The sequence below is a fragment of the uncultured Aquimarina sp. genome (assembly GCF_947496855.1).
Taxonomy (GTDB): Bacteria; Bacteroidota; Bacteroidia; order Flavobacteriales; family Flavobacteriaceae; genus Aquimarina.
The window spans coordinates 1-17,814 of the sequence record NZ_CANMED010000006.1; the positions used below are offsets into that span (position 1 = coordinate 1).

General features: G+C 32.6%; 13 protein-coding genes. 5 read left to right on the forward strand and 8 right to left on the reverse strand.

Annotated elements, in window-relative coordinates:
• From Q0921_RS17445 to Q0921_RS17480, 8 genes are all read right to left on the reverse strand, one after another.
• On the reverse strand, window positions 1-1,995 hold a 1,995-nt coding region (locus tag Q0921_RS17445; protein WP_299259152.1), incomplete at its 3' end, for a PorP/SprF family type IX secretion system membrane protein.
• Window positions 1,996-1,998: 3 nt separating this feature from the next.
• Window positions 1,999-4,050 carry a gliding motility-associated C-terminal domain-containing protein gene (locus Q0921_RS17450; RefSeq protein ID WP_299259153.1) on the reverse strand — a complete coding sequence of 684 codons (2,052 nt, stop codon included), beginning with the start codon at window positions 4,048-4,050 and terminating at the stop codon, window positions 1,999-2,001.
• A 712-nt stretch (window positions 4,051-4,762) separates the two neighbouring features.
• On the reverse strand, window positions 4,763-5,290 hold the full coding sequence (locus Q0921_RS17455; RefSeq protein ID WP_299259155.1) for an OmpH family outer membrane protein: 528 nt from the start codon (window positions 5,288-5,290) through the stop codon (window positions 4,763-4,765).
• Between the two features lie 230 nt (window positions 5,291-5,520).
• Window positions 5,521-6,369: a class I SAM-dependent methyltransferase gene (locus Q0921_RS17460; protein WP_299259157.1), complete on the reverse strand. Its 849-nt coding sequence runs from the start codon at window positions 6,367-6,369 to the stop codon at window positions 5,521-5,523.
• 294 nt (window positions 6,370-6,663) lie between these two features.
• Window positions 6,664-7,143 (reverse strand): hypothetical protein, encoded by a 480-nt coding sequence (locus Q0921_RS17465; protein ID WP_299259159.1) that lies wholly within the window; start codon window positions 7,141-7,143, stop codon window positions 6,664-6,666.
• Window positions 7,143-9,014, reverse strand: coding sequence for a tRNA uridine-5-carboxymethylaminomethyl(34) synthesis enzyme MnmG (gene mnmG / locus Q0921_RS17470; protein ID WP_299259162.1), 1,872 nt, complete (start codon window positions 9,012-9,014; stop codon window positions 7,143-7,145). The genes Q0921_RS17465 and mnmG overlap by 1 nt, the downstream gene beginning before the upstream one ends.
• 84 nt (window positions 9,015-9,098) lie before the next feature.
• A complete protein-coding gene (ybeY, locus tag Q0921_RS17475; RefSeq protein ID WP_299259164.1) occupies window positions 9,099-9,521 on the reverse strand; it encodes an rRNA maturation RNase YbeY in 423 nt (140 codons plus the stop codon).
• Window positions 9,514-12,942 (reverse strand): DUF4175 family protein, encoded by a 3,429-nt coding sequence (locus Q0921_RS17480; RefSeq protein ID WP_299259166.1) that lies wholly within the window; start codon window positions 12,940-12,942, stop codon window positions 9,514-9,516. The genes ybeY and Q0921_RS17480 overlap by 8 nt, the downstream gene beginning before the upstream one ends.
• Before the next feature lie 101 nt (window positions 12,943-13,043).
• Between Q0921_RS17480 and Q0921_RS17485 the strand changes: the two genes are divergently transcribed.
• From Q0921_RS17485 to Q0921_RS17505, 5 genes are all read left to right on the forward strand, one after another.
• Window positions 13,044-14,081, forward strand: coding sequence for an alkane 1-monooxygenase (locus tag Q0921_RS17485; protein ID WP_299259168.1), 1,038 nt, complete (start codon window positions 13,044-13,046; stop codon window positions 14,079-14,081).
• Between the two features lie 116 nt (window positions 14,082-14,197).
• Entirely contained in the window at window positions 14,198-15,709 is a 1,512-nt protein-coding gene (gene gltX, locus Q0921_RS17490) for a glutamate--tRNA ligase (protein WP_299259170.1), read from the forward strand.
• Between the two features lie 130 nt (window positions 15,710-15,839).
• Window positions 15,840-16,007 carry a DUF4177 domain-containing protein gene (locus tag Q0921_RS17495; protein WP_299259172.1) on the forward strand — a complete coding sequence of 56 codons (168 nt, stop codon included), beginning with the start codon at window positions 15,840-15,842 and terminating at the stop codon, window positions 16,005-16,007.
• A gap of 64 nt (window positions 16,008-16,071) precedes the next feature.
• A complete protein-coding gene (locus Q0921_RS17500) occupies window positions 16,072-17,016 on the forward strand; it encodes an SPFH domain-containing protein (protein WP_299259174.1) in 945 nt (314 codons plus the stop codon).
• A 283-nt stretch (window positions 17,017-17,299) separates the two neighbouring features.
• Window positions 17,300-17,809, forward strand: coding sequence for a hypothetical protein (locus Q0921_RS17505; protein WP_299259176.1), 510 nt, complete (start codon window positions 17,300-17,302; stop codon window positions 17,807-17,809).
• Window positions 17,810-17,814 lie beyond the last annotated feature (5 nt).

Genomic DNA, 17,814 nt, shown 5'->3' on the forward strand with positions numbered 1-17,814 from the left:
CTGACGTAATCGCTCTTCTTCTGCTAACCTTGTAGCTTCTGCTTCCTGACGTAATCGCTCTTCTTCTGCTAATCTTGCAGCTTCTGCCTCCTGACGTAATCGCTCTTCTTCTGCTAATCTTGTAGCTTCTGCCTCCTGACGCAATCGCTCTTCTTCTGCTAATCTTGCAGCTTCTTCCTCAGCATCCTTCTGTATAGCTACTTCTCTTTCTAATGTTTTCTGAGATTCTTCTCTTATTTTTTGCTCTGCCATCTCACGCTCAAGCTTCTTACGAGCAGCTAATCTTTCTTCTTCAGCTTTTTGAGTAGCCATTTCTAATGCTAACTTCTTCTGAGCAGCTAGTCTTTCTTCTTCCTGTCTCACTGCTTCTGCCTCAGCTTCCTTCTTAGCCAATTCTACAGCAGCTATTTGTTGTCTCTCTGTTTCTGCAGCAGCTTCCGCTAACCTAACAGCTTCTTCTGATTGTCTCGCTGCTGCTTCCTCAGCTTCTTTCTTAGCCAACTCTGCCGCAACTATCTGTTGCCTCTCTGTTTCTGCAGCCGCTTCTGCCAATCTAATAGCTTCTTCTGCTTGTCTTTTTGCTTGTTCTTCAGCCTCCGCTACAGCTTCTTGTTGTTCAGCCTCAGCTTCTCTTGCTGCTTCATCAGCCGCAATTCTAGCCTCTTCTTCTTGTCTTCCTGCAGCTTCTTCAGCATTTTTCTGTTCAGCCATTTCTAACTCAAGCTTTTTACGAGCTGCTAATCGCTCTTCTTCCGCCTTTTGCTGAGTCATCTCGAGTTCTAACTTCTTCTGAGCCGCCAGTTCTTCTTTCTGCTTGTTAAGAAGCTTCACTTCTTCTTCTCTCTGTAATGCAAGTTCTCTTGCTTTTCTAGCTTCCTCTTCTTTAGCTTCCTGAATTGATCTTTCTAATCTATTCATAGACCTTTCAGCTTGACTTAAAGAATCTACTCTTGTGCTTTGCAATTCTCTAATCAATTTGTTCTGATCTAAAATTTCTTTCTTTAATCTTCTTATTTCAGAATCTCTTTGTAACGAACTTTTTGATGAAATATTTCTTCTTTTTCTTCTCTTTTCTTCTTTTGCAAAGTTAAAAGCTAAACCAAATTCGTGAGTAGCCCCAAATTCTGCAACATTAGAATCTCCACCAATTCCAGGTTCTACTGTATACCCAATAGAAATCATTTTTGTAATATTTGCTCCGATACCAATAGAACCACCATAAAAACTATTATAGCCTAGCTGTGCCCATCCGTATTTTGGAATTTCAAATAAAACATTACCTCCATATCGTAAATCTTGTTCTCCCGGTTTTGATGCGTACACCATTCCACGTAATTCATTATCTATCCGTCTCCAATCAAGCTCGGTAGTATACATTACATGACCCGAATATTCAAAATTATCGGTTAACAGTTCACTCGCTGTAAGGTTATATGTAACCAAATTACCTACAGAAACACCTACATCAAAACTTCCATAATTAAAATTTACTCCTGGACGAAGTAGAAAAATAGAATTATTTTCATAATTATTAATGATGTCATCATCTACCTGCGCTTCATCTAAATTACTTTTCAAAGAACTCTGAGAATAACTCAAATTCACCCCAAAGGTGAAATTCATATCCCTGTCTAGTTCTATATTATAAGCGTAGTTCGCTGTAGCTCCAAAAAACCTAAAAATCCCAACGTTTTGCTGAAATAATCCAACACCAATTCCTGTTTTTTCTTCAAATCTTGCAGAATAGCTAAGAAAATATGTCTGTGAATTATCACTAAAACTTGCTCTTGGATTCCTATTATATATATTTAGTGAGTTTTTGTTTTCTCTAACCAAAGAAAAAGTAGGGTTGAACAAAAATCGATTATATTTAAGAGAATTATGTAACGGAATATCTGATGGTAATATACCTGATGTATTAGATGATCCGTCCTGTCCACTCACGATATGTGAGCAAAAAATGAATACGGATATATAAAGTATTTTTTTAATCATAAATTATCTCATTACTGTAATTGTCCCTTTTTTTACAACTGTACTACTTCTAGATATTATATAATAATAAATAAGTTCGTTTGCTTGCGATGCTGAATTAGTAGGCCAATCTGCATTGTAACCTCCATTTTTCTGGAAATCTACTTTTCCATTAGAAGAGTATATAGTAACCTCCACATCAGTTTCCCTAAAGGAATTAGGTAAAACCCAGTCATTATTAGATACGTTTCCACCAGGAGTAATAACGTTAGGTATTAATTCTGATAACGCCTCTGGACCTCCTACCGAAGCAGTGATTGTGTCAACTGTACATAGAGAAGTACTAATTCTTGCAAAGTAATTTCCTTCTTCTGTTACTGTTAGCGTATTCCCGATTTCGTTCTCTATTAAAACTTCTTCTCCGTTTATAATCACATACCATTCATATGTGAAATTATCATTAAATGGTGCCGTTAATACTACTGATTCTCCTACTTGTAATATAGGAGGTGTAATATCCAAAACTATATCACTCGATAAGAAATCTATAGGTAAATTGTTAGAAACTGTATTCGGTAAACCTCCTGGCCTAAAAATCGCTCTTAATTCGAAACTTCCTCCGCTATCCGAACGACTTACATCTAACGACAAAGAAGTCTCACCTGTTGAGACTCCATCATTAAACCATTCAAAAGCAAAAAGAGCAAATTGCTCTGTGGTAAGCGGAACTCGCTCTCCATCGGAAGTTATCCCCACCATTTCAGTTAATGTTATGGTAATTGGATCCTGTTCACAATCGACAACATCTTCTGGGGCTATTATAATATCAAACCTTTCAGCTGACCTTATCTTGGTTTCAGAAAACAACATCGTCATACAGGGATCGTCTGGAAATAGTGCATCAATTTCCACTCTATAATCTCCTACTCCATTTGCAGGTACATCAAAAGTAATTGTTGAACCTGTAGTTATGTCTTGAATTAAAATATTTGTATCACGTATCCATCTAAATGTACTTCCAACCGGCGCATCTGTTTCTACGACTAACGTTAATATCTGAGTTGGTAATAATATCAAACCTTCTGGTAACGGAAGCGTTATACTAGAACCTTCATTAGTAACTATAACCGGTTGTGTTTCCAAATCTGAGCAATCTTCACTAAGACTTATCTGTAAAGTATACTCTCCTCCAAAATCGTTATCTGGTAATATTATAGTTGGACCAATCTCTCCTTCTAATGCTTCATCATCCTTGAACCATTGATAATCGTAAGAAAAATCTATTTCGCTAGCTCTTAACTCTTTAAGTTCATCTGGACAAAAAGAAAAATCCGAAGCATTGGTAACAATAGATATATCTCCGACATTCACCAAAGATGCATTTATTATATTAGATTTATTAAATCTAAAAACATTATTACACAACCCTACAGGAACTCTTGCTTGATATCTTCCTTCTTCAGTTACCAATAATGTAGGATTACTTTCTCCAGGAATAATTGCACCATCTTTTAACCACTCCCAATTAAAATCATTAACATCCAGCACAGTAGTGCCATCTGTAACTTCTACCGAAATTTCTTTCGCAAAAGATGCAACTTTACAAAATATCACATCATCCCCACTGTTAAGGCGTATCAAAAGATTATCATCGTCAAAAAAGTGAAACGGTATTGGATCCGATATTTCTCCCGTGATACTAACTTCTGAAGCTCTTACTCTTAACCTATAGTCATCGCTATTCGCGTTTTGAGGGACTGTTACATTTGTGAAATTAATATTCGATTCAGCTCCTGAAGCTTCGTTAGGACCTAGAACCCTATCCAGTTCTTCTATATCCGCCTGGTTAGCAAAACTTCCAGTAGGATCTGATAATTCTAAAATAAATTCATTATTTGTTGGTAATGCAGTACCGGGAGATAGTCTTGCTACAAAATCAAAACTGTTGGATAACGTACCGCAAGCTTGGGCCCCTGAAGTTAAGGATGGAGCACCAATATTACGTTGAGCTTGGGCCACGTGGATACCCAGTGCCAAAAATATCGCAACAATTGTAAGGTTAAGTCTTTTCTTCATAGTTATCACACCAGTTAAAATTATGTGAAAATATGCACTATTAATCAACCGATTTGGGGCGCTTGTTAATAATGTTGTTAATATAATTATTGTAAAGTCATAAAATTATGAATTAAAAATTTATATCAAACCAATTTTTCGTTTTTTTTTGTAATAATATTCTTACTTGATTTAAACACGATAATTACATTAACAAATCAAGTATATATACATCAATTCTTTTTTATACAAAAATCTAAAAACCAGAACGTTATAACAGTTTTTAGTTAAAAAAAACATTCTTTTATATCAAATTTTTTTTTCACAAAAGAACCGGAAAAAAGCAAATTTTAAGTTGAAAAAAATATAAAAAACTAGTAATTCCGTTTTTTTACAGGGTTAAAAACCACGTAAAAATGGCAATTTTCACCGATTAAGTGTATTAATTTTTCTTAAAATCTCATACGTTTTTTTAAATAAAAAAGAATTTTACTATTAATTATAACCACATTTTTGACGGTAACTAAACAGCTTAATTTCTATCAATATCAATAGAAATTAAGCTGTAGGAAAAACGTCATTAACATCACATAATATGTTCATTTTAGTTGTAATGCTCGTATTATAAATTTATGTAAAGTTTTTTGCGGAATTTTCCCCATAAAAACCAGCAAAAAACCCAAAAAACTTAGTCGCTTTTTGGGTCTATCTTTACAAGTAACAATTAAACTGTTTACTTTTCTTCCGTAGAAGGCTTTTCGCCATTCAACTCGGTAATAATTGTATCAGTCAAATCTAATTCTTCCTTAGCATAAAATATATTTTTAACCTCTGTTTCCCCATAAATATATGTATACCCGTTGTTTTTACCGTACTCCTTGATAAAACCTTCAACCTTGGCGATAATAGAGTCTATTTCTGTTTGACTACCTTGCTGAATTTCTTGCATTCTAGCCTGTTGTTCTCTTTGCAAAGCTTGTTGCTTTACCATTAACTCTTGTTCCTTCTTTTCTTTGTTCGCACTAGACATCGATTTCATTATATTCTGATATCCCTGAACTTCAATCTGAAACTGTTTTGCTTTTTCCTCTAATTCCGCTCTAACTTCATTATTCTTTTTTGTCCACTTTTCTTTAGCAGTTTTCATTTCACTAAAATCCGATACCACTTTAGTGTTATTCACATACCCAGTTTTTTCAATTTGCTGATTGCATGAAGTCATTCCTATTAATGCAATGGCAATCCATATAAAATTTCTCATTATTTTAAAAATTTAGTTCTGCGCAAAAATATCAAAGTTCATCTGATGTTATACTCATAACTTCATCAAATTAAGAAAGTATAAGAAAAAACAATGATCAACCATTAAGCTATTGTAAAAAACAATCACAATTGGTTAAAAATTAATGCTTCTAAGCGTTTTTCAAAAAAAGCTAGTGTTACCGTCACAATTCTCTCTAAAAAGCGCTTAAAAGTTCTTAAAAACGAAATTTATGAGCTTTTTAATATATATATGTGTGATGAATATTCTTTTGAGCGTTTTCCTTTAATATTAGATAGCAAGCCGATCCAAAATGCTTTTACAAAATTCATCTTACCATTTTTGTACTTCTCTGACAAAAGAGAAACATAAAACGAATCAAACAATAGTGGCTTGGTCTCCTTTAATATTATTCCATTTTTCAGAAAAAGTGCCTTTATTGAATTTCTAGAAAAATGCCAAAGATGCCTAGGCACATCATAGGCTGCCCAAAAAGATTTATAATAGTAAGCATCATACGATTTAAAATTGGGAACCGCTATAATCAAATGTCCTCCTGGTTTTAATAACCGTTTTAATTCTTTTATCTGAGCTGACAAATCAGGAATGTGTTCTAATACGTGCCACATAGTGATTATATCAAAACTATTAGATAATAAATTAACTGTATCCGATTGTAGAATAATTCCTTTTTCTTTTGCGAGTATTCTGGCCTGTTCGTTGGGTTCGATTCCAACAACCTGCCATTTTTTTTTATTAGCTTCGATCAAAAAATCTCCGGTTCCGGCTCCAATATCTAAAAGAGCACCTGTTCCTTTGTGTAACCTGAATATAAGCCTCACTTTTTTATTAAGTGAATATTTCTTTACAAAATGATATGCTTTTTCAAAAACAGTTCGTTTAGCATCTGTATGAGAAATATAGTCTTCGCTTTCATAATACTTCCCTAAACTATTTTCATCCGGTTTAGGAGTGGTTACTAGCATGTCATAATCTATATCCTTATAAAGTTCAAAACTTTCACCAGAAACGGTATGGTCAAGACACTCTATATATATATCGAACTTTTCTCTATTCATTATTAATTAAAAAAAGTATTAATCTATTCTTGTTCTCTTATGTTACTAGTATTCACCAAAGATAATTCTAAGTAGTAAATAAAAATTTCTATAAAGACGGAATTTTGCATTATGATCAAAACCTTCTACTTTATGAAAGCTTCCTAGTCATCTCTCTTCTTTATCGTCTTTATATAATGTTATAACTGTAAATATATTTATTATAAAAGCTAATGCTCAAGACGACTATCGGCAAAAAAATTTCATTTAATACTTATATTCATGTTATCGTTACATAAATTGTTCCACGTGGAACTATGATTTAGTTGCGTCATAAATCTCTACATCTATCAATTCACCAAGCTCTTTTGCTCTTAATAATGCAGTTTCGTAATTATTGGTTTTAAACAAGGTGAATTTATTGTTTTCACTAAATAACCTAATTACAAATGAACCATGCTTTTCTTTTGTCCCCAAAGCAGAAACAGAACCCCACTCATTATCTTGCGTAAACAAAGCAGAAAAAACCGAAATATATTCCGGAAAAACTAGATCCTTTTTTACTTTGTAAACTGTAGAATTAAAAAACCTTAAATGTCTATAAACTTCAAAACTTACTCTAACCTCATAAGAAATTGAATAACCCAATAACAAAACTCCAATTGTTAATAAAATTAAAACCTGAGATAAAGAACTATTACCTATGAGTAATAGATATCCTACTAAAACAAAAATCAATATTCCAAGTATTTTTATCTTAAGTGGCTTTTGTTGTTTAAAAAATAATTTTTTCATTATCTACCCATATAAACCAAAAGCACTGAAATATCACTAGGAGAAACACCACTAATTCTAGATGCTTGAGAAATTGTTGTTGGTTGTATTTTTGTCATTTTTTCACGAGCTTCATATGAAAGGGATTTCAGCTTCGTATAATCAAACCCTTTAGGTATTTTAATATTCTCTAATCGGTTTAATTTATCCGCATTGTTTTTTTCCTTTTCGATATAACCTGAATACTTAACTTGTATTTCGGTTTGTTCTAAAACTTCTCTGTCTAATTCATTTTCATTAATGTACTCAGAAACCTTTTCAAAATGTCTAATATCTTCTAATGTGATCTGCGGACGAGCAAATAGCTTAAACATCTTTCCGCTTTGATTTACTAATGAAGACTTTTTCTTCTCTAAAACCGGATTTGCTTCATCTGGCGTGACACTTGTATCTTTAAAAAACTTCACAAAAGCCTTAGATTTTTTTTCCTTCTCCTCCATTCTTTTTAACCTCTGATCAGAAGCTAATCCAATTTTATGAGCCATTGGAGTTAATCTAAAATCCGCATTATCCTGTCTTAAGAGCGTTCTATACTCTGCTCTTGAAGTAAACATTCGATATGGCTCCTCTGTTCCCTTAGTAATCAAATCATCAATTAAAACACCTATATAAGCTTCACTCCTTTTAATCATAAAAGGCTCTTCTTCCTTTACTTTTAAAGCAGCATTTATACCAGCCATTAATCCTTGAGATGCAGCCTCCTCATATCCCGTTGTGCCATTAATCTGTCCAGCAAAAAACAAACCAGAAATCAATTTCGTTTCCAAAGTATGTGTTAATTGAGTAGGCGGGAAATAATCATATTCTATTGCATATCCTGGTCTAAAAAACTTCACCCCTTCAAAACCGACTACAGACCTCAATGCTTTAAATTGAACATCCTCTGGTAATGATGTAGAAAATCCATTTACATATACCTCTACTGTATTCCATCCTTCTGGTTCGATAAACATTTGATGCCTTTCCTTATCTGCAAACCTATTTATCTTATCTTCTATAGACGGGCAATATCTTGGTCCAATACTTTTTATTCTTCCATTAAACATAGGAGAACGATCGAAACCTTCCTTTAACAAATTATGAACCTCTGGTGAAGTATATGTCATATAACATGACCGTTGATTCGTTAATGGTTTAGATAAATTTGTATAACTGAATTTTTCTGGTCTTTCATCCCCAGGTTGTTCGACCATTTTTGAATAATCTAACGACCTTCCATCAACTCTAGGCGGTGTCCCTGTTTTCATCCTACCAGAATCAAAACCAAGATCCAAAAGTTGTTCTGTGATACCCGTGGCTGCTCTTTCTCCTGCTCTACCACCACCAAATTGTTTATCACCTATATGAATTAAACCATTAAGAAAAGTTCCATTAGTCAAAACCACTGTCTTTGCTCTCACCTCTATACCTAGAGAAGTTCGAACACCTTTAATTTGTCCATTATCCACTATAAGACCGCTTACCATTTCTTGATAAAAATCCAGATTGGGTGTTTGTTCTAACAACAACCTCCACTCCTCTGCAAAACGCATTCGGTCGCTTTGTACCCTTGGGCTCCACATTGCAGGCCCTTTGGATTTATTCAACATCTTAAACTGTATAGCGGTTCTGTCGCTCACAATTCCACTATATCCTCCAAGCGCATCAATCTCTCTTACAATCTGTCCCTTCGCTATTCCACCCATTGCAGGGTTACAACTCATTTGAGCAATATTCTGGAGGTTCATTGTGATCAGTAAAGTGCTGCAACCTAAATTAGCGGCTGACGCCGCAGCTTCACTTCCGGCGTGACCTGCGCCCACTACTATAACATCATATTCCTTATCAAACATATTACATCATCGTTTGTTCCACGTGGAACAATAAATATTATACATAAAATTTGTTCCACGTGGAACAATTCGCTTATACAAAAACTAATTATGTTCCACGTGGAACATAATTAGTTTTTCATCTTCTTTTTGTCTCATTATATCACCCTCATCTGATGTCTTGTCTTTAAATCCACAAAAGTGTAATATACCATGAATTATCACCCTTCTTAATTCCTCCTCTTTAGACACTGAATAAATAGACGAATTATCAACTACTCTCTCATACGATATAAAAATATCTCCGTTTAATTCGTTTCCCAAAGAATTGTCAAAACTGATAATATCAGTATACGTATCATGATCCAAAAAATCCTGATTGATTTTTAACAAGTAATCATCATTGCAAAAGATAAAACTTATTTCACCTTCTTTCTTCTTTTCTGAAAATATCACTTTTCGTATCCAAGAAGAAATACTCTTTTCATCAACATCTAAATCAACCGATTCGTAAAAAAAATTAATCATTGTCTTTTTTAAAATACTCCTTAACCTTACGTTTATAATTTTGCCGCAAAGGTAATACTTGTCTGTTTAATATTTCAGTAGTATTAAAATATTGTTTTGCCTTGAGCATTTGCTGATTACTATCATTCTCAAATAGCTTATCATTACTTTTACTTTCCCTTCGATCCTCTTCTCCTTGCTCGAAAGTAGCATCATCAAGCTTTAACAATTCATGCTTTAGCTCCAACATTTTACTCAACGTTTGATCACTAAAACCTTTCTCCAACAACTCACTTTCTACCTGTTCCATTCTTTTTAGTAAATCACTTCCTTTACGATTACCAATTCCTTGTTGTTTTAATTTGTCTTGCAAAGCATTTCTAAGTTGTTGCTGTTGTTTATAAATCTCATATAATTCTCCATTCATATTCTCCTTTTGCATCTCAGATTCCCCTTCTTTATTTTTCCCGTCCTTTCCATTTTTATTGCCATTTTTTCCATCTCCGTCTTTTCCATCCCCGCTTTCACCTCCACCACTTTTACCTTTACCTTTCTTTCCTTCTTTACCGTTTTCTCCTTTCTCTCCTGAGCCTTCTCCCCCAGATTCTCCTTTCTTTTCCCCTTTCTTCTTACCTTTTCCTTTCTCCGTTCCCTCTTTCATTTTCTCATTTAACTCCTCCTGTTTCTTAATGATATCTGGTAATTGAAACCCTTTCGATTTACTACCGCTTTTTCCTTTACCAGATGCTGACATACTATTTTGCATTTGATCCAAAGCCATACTTAAAAAGTAAGCCAGATCATTAGAAGCTGTTACAGCATACTGCTGATTCGCCGTTCCCTGGATCGACTGATTTTCTGCCAAACGCTCTAATGATTTATCTATATTAAATTCTATATCCGTTAATTTGCCGGTAACCTCATCTGATATAGTCGGTGTACGCAACGCTAATGCATATAAACTATCGTCGATATGAATAAAGTTCTCTCTTAATATACTCTGTTTTTTTAGTTTTGTAGAATACGTCGGGTTATCGTTATTAATACCTTTAAATCCTTTCATGAGCTCTTCCTGTTCCATTGAAAAATCGACCAAATTATCCAAAATCTGTCTCAACATCTCCATGTCTTCTTGTTGTTGCTCTCCTCCACCAGACTGCATTTCCATCTGCATACCTTTACTCATTTGCTTCATTTTTTCAGCTGCATTCTTCTGATTTTTCTTTGCATCCGACTTTTCATTTTTTTCTAGATTTTCACTTGCTTTTTGTTGTTCCTCTTTAACATCTTCCTCATCATTCTTATCCTGATCCAAATTCATTGGTTTCTTTAAATCTTCATTATCTTCCCTAAGCTCTTCCATTTCCTTTTGGAATTTTTCAAACTCTTCATTTAACTTGTCCTGTTCTTCTTTTGTGTTTTCTTCTTCTTTCCTATCCGACAACTCCTTTTGCTTATCCGATAAATCATTCAATTTCTCAGCGAGTTTTTCGTGCTTTTCTATTACATAATATCTTTTAGTTAACTCCAATAATTGCTCTAAATTTTTCTTTAGATTTTTATTTTCTTTAGCAAGCTCCTCTAACTTTTCTGTAAGCTCTTCCTTCTGAATCTTCTCAGATAACTTATTTATTTCCTCTAGAAGTTTCTCATTCTTTTTTAACTTTTCTTCATTTCTTTCTAGCATTTCTTTCAATGCATCCTTGAAAGGTTCTTCCTGCTTTTTATTCTCTAACTTTTCCAAGTTATCCTTAAGTTTCTTAGAAAAGTTCTGCATCATCTTTTCTTGCTCTTTTTGCCGTTTTAGATAATCCTCTAACTTTTTCTTATCATTATAATCTAACTGCTTTTTCTCTTTTTGTAACTTACTCAAGCTTTTCAAATCCTGTTCCTGTTCCTTAAATTTTTTCAATGATTTATTTAACCCAGATATAGCTTCATTCTGTTCTTTAAGTTTCTTATCCTGTTCTTCTTCATTGGTTAACTTTCTAAAACTAAAAACCTGGCTTTTTGTACTTTTAAAACTATGAATAACATCGTTATCAAAAACCTCAAAATAAAGCTCATAATTAATACCGTCCATCAACACTAGATTCCCAGGAAACGCATAAACAAATTCATCAAACTCTTTAGAATTTACATTCAATTTATGAATCTTCTTATCTCCAATATCGTCTATATCGTAATATACTAAACGCAATTTACTTAGACCGTAATCATCACTAACTCTACCATAAAAATACATCGTACTGTTATCAACTGTATCCCTTTCCGAACTTAAGTTTATCTCAGGATATTGATCTTTTATAACCCTTATATTAAACGATAAATTGTCATAGTCCTGTATGTTACCATTAGAAGTTGTAATCTGATAATCCCAATCAGAAAACAAACTGTTTTCATAATAAAAGATAGAGGCTTTTCTGTCAAATAACTCAATAGAATCCTTTGACACCATATTTACCTTATCAGTATTTCTGGTATTTACTTTCCAAGTCACCTTTGTTCCTTCTGGCACTGTAGCATTACCAGAACTTTCTAAAGATTCGTCGTTCTTTTGTGTATAACTCGGGTAATCCAAATCCATTCTAAAATCTAATAAAACCGGAACCGGTACTACATCTAAAGTATACTCTTTTGAATTAACATCATTAGATGATAATACAAAATCAATTGCTTCTTTTGGCTGAATAAAAGTATGTTGAAATGATCCAACACCGGTGTTTTTCAGAAAATAAACCTCGTCATTATAATTAATTCTTACATTTTCCGGAATAACCTCTCCTGTTGTCTTTACTTCTAAAACAAAATCTTTACTTTCTAAAGCATCCAAACTATTGTTAACTACAAAAAACTGAAAAGGTGCTGGTGGTTCATATGCAGTTTCATAATTCACTACACGTTCATAACTTTCTGAAAACCAGTTATTTTCACTAAACAAACTAACTAGTAAAAAAACCGTTATTGGTACAAGGGCATATTTAAGATATTTAGTATTCTTCTTAAAATCTATTGCTAGCTTAAAAGGTATTGGCTTTAGTTGTAACGACCTCTGTTCTATACTAGCCAATAGTAAAGAAGATGTTCTATCATCTTCACTAAGCTGTAAAAGATTTAACAGGCTATCATTTACATCAGGAAAATGATTTCCTATTATTCTTGATGCGTTCACATAGTTAATCCCACTAGTAAGTCTAAACAATTTTGCAATCGGTACAACGATAAACTTTATAAATAGAGATAGTTCTACTACTACAAACAGCCAAAACAATACTGTTCTCCAAGTACTATTAAGCCATAAAAAATATTCTACTAATAGTGTAATCAAAAAATATAAAACACCCGTAGCAAAAAAAAGTATCACTCCTTTTATCAACTCGTTTACGTAATACTTTTTAATAAATTCTTCTAATTTATTCTTTATGAATTCAAAACTATCCATTTTTTATGCATTTCTTTTTCAGTAATCTATAAAACTACAACTTTATTTCTTATAGATTTGTTATATTTATTATAATTCAAATTACTAGTATCTAAGCCCTTATGAAAGATTTAAAATATATCTCAGCGTATTCAATTCCAATAGTTGCTTTACTAAGTATATGGTTACAAGGCGCATATACATACTTGACTCCTGTTTATGTATTCGGTTTTATTCCTATTATTGAACTCTTTACACCTTCTTCCGAGGAAAATCTTGATGAAGAACTACACCTATCTAAATCCAAAAAGAAATTGTTTGATTGGCTTCTCTATATAAACCTCCCTATCATATATTCCGTCTTATTCTACGCATTATATACAATATCTTCTTTTGGTTTAGAAACTTATGAAATAGTTGGAATAATACTATCTACCGGTATTGTTCTTGGAGCTAATGGAATTAATGTAGGCCACGAATTGGGTCATCGTTTTTCTAAAGAAAGATTTATTGCCAAAGCCCTACTCTTACCTTCATTATATATGCATTTTTACGTAGAACATAATTTTGGGCATCATCTAAAAGCTGCTACCAAACAAGACCCTGCTACGGCAAGATATAATCAACCACTTTATTTCTTTTGGTTTAGCTCAGTTATCGGACAATACATAAGTGCTTGGAAAATTCAGATCAATTTATTGAAACAAAATGATCAATCATTTCTATCGTTAAAAAATGACATGCTCTGGTATTTCATTATTACTTTATTATATCTACTAATCATCTTTTTAGTTTTTGGTTTTCTAGGAATGCTTATCGCTATATCTTGTGGAATAGTTGGGTTCTTATTATTAGAAACAATCAATTACATTGAGCATTATGGGCTTTTAAGAAAGAAAAACAAATCTGGTAGATATGAACGCGTTCGTGAAATCCACTCTTGGAATTCTAACCATTTATTAGGTCGTATTTTACTTTTTGAACTTACTAGACATAGCGATCATCATTATAGAGCATCAAAAAAATACCAGCTTCTTGATCATCATCAAGAAAGCCCACAACTTCCATTTGGTTATCCCACATCAATGGTTCTATCATTTTTTCCTCCTTTATGGTTTATGTTAATGAACAAAAGAGTTCCCAAAGAAATGAAACCTTGATATAAGCGTATAATTATTTATAGATTAATTGAAACAAATCTTTTTATATCCCTTATTTAAGATTGTATCTTTGTCGTCGCTTTTATACACCTTTAATAAGGTTTAAAAACAAGATCATGATGAAAAACATCCGGGTAAGATTTGCCCCAAGTCCAACAGGACCTTTGCACATAGGCGGTGTAAGAACTGCTCTATTTAATTATTTATTTACAAAAAAAAATAACGGAACTTTTGTTCTTAGGATTGAAGATACTGACCAAAATAGATACGTTCCCGGAGCAGAAGATTATATTATAGAAGCGCTAAATTGGTGCAACATTCCATTCGACGAAGGACCAGGAAAAGATGGCGGTTTTGGACCTTATCGCCAGAGTGAACGAAAACATTTATATAAAAAATATGCCGACCAACTAATAGAAAATGGCAACGCTTATTATGCTTTTGATACTTCTGAAGAGCTTCGTGAACACAGAGACCATCATGAAGCTCAAGGGAAAACATTTATCTATAACTGGCACAATAGAACAAAATTAAATAATTCATTATCACTTTCTGAAAACGAAATACAACAAAAAATTAATTCAGAGGATCCATATGTAATTCGTTTCAAATGTCCGAAAGATGAAACTTTGCATCTCACAGATGAAGTGCGTGGTGATATGAAAATAGATACTAATGTTTTAGATGATAAAATATTATTTAAAAGTGATGGTATGCCCACCTATCACCTAGCAAATATTGTAGACGATCATTTAATGGAAATTACTCATGTCATTCGTGGGGAAGAATGGTTGCCTTCGTTAGCTCTTCATGTTTTACTCTATAAATCATTGGGATGGACAGCACCTAGCTTCTCTCACCTTCCATTAATCTTAAAACCTATTGGAAAAGGGAAATTAAGCAAAAGAGATGGCGACAAACTGGGATTCCCAGTTTTTCCATTACAATGGAAGGATCCAAAAACTAATGAAACTGCGTCAGGATATCGTGAAGATGGATATCTATCCGAAGCAGTTGTAAATATGCTAGCTTTTCTTGGTTGGAATCCCGGAACAGAACAGGAACTATTCTCATTAAAAGAATTAATTAATGAATTCGATCTAGGAAAAGTTAATAAAGCTGGAGCTAAATTTGATCCTGAGAAAACAAAATGGTTTCAGCAGCAACATTTTCAACAGGCAGATATTAGATTACACGTGGAACAATTAAAACAAATGCTTTCTAACAACAATATTTCTACATCTTTTGATCTTACCGAAATTGTTAATTTAGTTAAAGAAAGAGCAGTTTTTTCTAAGGATCTTTTAGAACTGAGTATGTTCCTATTTATCGCTCCATCTGAATATGATGAAAAAGCAATTAAAAAAGCCTGGAAAGAAGACACTCCAACTCTTATGCAAGAGTTAATTAAAGTTATTAATGACATTATAGATTTTAGCTCTGACAATGTTTCAAACATTGTTAAAATTTGGATAAAATCAAAAGAAATAGGATTTGGAAAAATTATGATGCCTCTTCGTATCGCTTTAGTTGGATCACTTCAGGGTCCTGATATTTTTGAAATAATGCAAATTATTGGAAAAGAAGAAACTGTTCACCGAATTGAATCACTTGTAAAAAAGCTATAATATTATCGCTTTTAATATCCAATTAATAACCCATTATCTTTAATAAGGTAATGGGTTGCGCTTTTTCACACCTGTAACATTTTTACAAAAATGTATACCAATAAAGTAACCATTCTAAAAAATGTCAACTATGGGAAAACAATATAAAGTGATAAAGGTATCTGAAAACTGGTCTATAGAAAAGCTTAGAAAAAAAATTGAGGACACATTAAATAAATCTTCTTCCGAAGGATGGAATTTAATAGACATCTCTTATGTAGCTAATCGTTATATCGCTATGATAACTATATCAAAATAAAATACAATGATTTACATTTAATTAGTAAATTCATTATGTCTATTAACTTTTAATCTAAAAAACAATGGGACTATATTTAATACCAATTATAATACTCGGGTTTTTAATTCTTATATCCGGGATATTCACAGTTAAACAACAAACCTCTGCAATTGTAGAGCGTTTTGGTAAATTTTTAAGCATCAGAAACTCTGGGTTGCATTTTAAGATTCCTGTTTTTGATCGTATCGCCGGCCGTATAAACTTAAAAATACAACAGTTAGATGTTTTAGTTGAAACAAAAACGAAGGATGATGTATTTGTTCGTCTTAAAATTTCCGTACAATTTCAGGTACTTAAAGAAAAAGTATATGATGCTTTTTATAAATTAGAAAACCCGCATGATCAAATTACCTCTTACGTGTTTGATGTTGTACGCGCCGAAGTTCCTAAAATGAAATTGGATGACGTGTTCGAAAGAAAAGACGATGTTGCTATAGCGGTAAAACAAGAGCTTAATGAAGCAATGATTAATTATGGTTATGATATTATCAAAACACTAGTTACCGATATTGATCCAGACCTACAAGTTAAAGAAGCTATGAACCGGATTAATGCAGCTGAACGTGAAAAAGTTGCGGCAGAATATGAAGCCGAAGCTGAACGTATTAAAATTGTAGCTAAAGCCCGTGCAGAAGCGGAAAGTAAAAGATTACAAGGTCAAGGTATTGCAGATCAGAGAAGAGAAATCGCTAGAGGTTTAGAAGAAAGTGTTGACGTTTTAAACAATGTTGGTATTAATTCTCAAGAAGCCTCTGCCCTTATTGTAGTCACACAACATTATGATACTTTACAATCTATTGGAGAACACGTAAACAGTAATTTAATATTATTACCAAACTCTCCACAGGCGGGTAGTGATATGTTAAACAATATGATTGCTTCATTTACCGCTTCAAACCAAATAGGAGAAGAAATGAAAAAACAAAACGCTAAAAAAGGTCTTGGTGGAAAGAAATCCGAAGCATAGAATTAAATTATAAAAAAATAAAAACCGATCATATTTTTTGATTGGTTTTTATTTTTTATCAAAATTTAGAATATCTATCTCCACAAATTACTAATTTTGCCAAAAAATCAAAATAATACGATTTAAGAGCTTTTTTATAATTGAAGGATAATATTATATTATGCAACTTTTATTTTCTCTTAGAGTCTTTAATATAAACCTGTTTTTAATAGGTAAAAACAATATTAAATTTTAATTAATAAATATTCTTTATAATAAAAAGAGTTCTTACAAAACCCTAAAAATGAAAAATTACCTAATTATATTTCTACTTATCTCCGGAAGTATTTTTTCTCAAAATATTAATAAACTAAAAAAACAGGCAATTAGGGATGCAAAATCTATATCCGAAGCTTCTGTAAAAAAAGATGTTAATACACTTTTAGAATATACACATCCCAAAATTTCTAAAAAATATGGTGAAGAGCAACTAAAAAATGATATTGATCAGGTTTTTAAAACAATGACCGCTCAAAAAATAAAAATTATTAGTTCCAAAATTGACAAATTAGCAGATATAAAAAAAGAGAAAAATGAATACCGCTGTCTTGTAAAGAATACTATAAAAATGGATTTTAACGGTAGAGTTATTACCCTTAAAAGTTCATTATTCGGATTCTATGATAAGAAAAAAGAAAAATGGTATTTTATCGAATCTAATAAATTGCTGGATGATCCAGAAACTCAGAAAATCTTTAAGAATTTCAAAACAGAAATTGAAATTCCACAAGATGAGCAAATAGCTGATAATTAATAGGA

Coding starts and splice junctions, on each gene's coding strand:
- gltX (WP_299259170.1), top strand. CDS start 14,198: ATGATGAAAAACATCCGGGTAAGATTTGCCCCAAGTCCAACAGGACCT.
- Q0921_RS17505 (WP_299259176.1), top strand. CDS start 17,300: ATGAAAAATTACCTAATTATATTTCTACTTATCTCCGGAAGTATTTTT.
- ybeY (WP_299259164.1), bottom strand. CDS start 9,521: ATGATTAATTTTTTTTACGAATCGGTTGATTTAGATGTTGATGAAAAG.
- mnmG (WP_299259162.1), bottom strand. CDS start 9,014: ATGTTTGATAAGGAATATGATGTTATAGTAGTGGGCGCAGGTCACGCC.
- Q0921_RS17485 (WP_299259168.1), top strand. CDS start 13,044: ATGAAAGATTTAAAATATATCTCAGCGTATTCAATTCCAATAGTTGCT.
- Q0921_RS17465 (WP_299259159.1), bottom strand. CDS start 7,143: ATGAAAAAATTATTTTTTAAACAACAAAAGCCACTTAAGATAAAAATA.
- Q0921_RS17495 (WP_299259172.1), top strand. CDS start 15,840: ATGGGAAAACAATATAAAGTGATAAAGGTATCTGAAAACTGGTCTATA.
- Q0921_RS17500 (WP_299259174.1), top strand. CDS start 16,072: ATGGGACTATATTTAATACCAATTATAATACTCGGGTTTTTAATTCTT.
- Q0921_RS17460 (WP_299259157.1), bottom strand. CDS start 6,369: ATGAATAGAGAAAAGTTCGATATATATATAGAGTGTCTTGACCATACC.
- Q0921_RS17450 (WP_299259153.1), bottom strand. CDS start 4,050: ATGAAGAAAAGACTTAACCTTACAATTGTTGCGATATTTTTGGCACTG.
- Q0921_RS17480 (WP_299259166.1), bottom strand. CDS start 12,942: ATGGATAGTTTTGAATTCATAAAGAATAAATTAGAAGAATTTATTAAA.
- Q0921_RS17455 (WP_299259155.1), bottom strand. CDS start 5,290: ATGAGAAATTTTATATGGATTGCCATTGCATTAATAGGAATGACTTCA.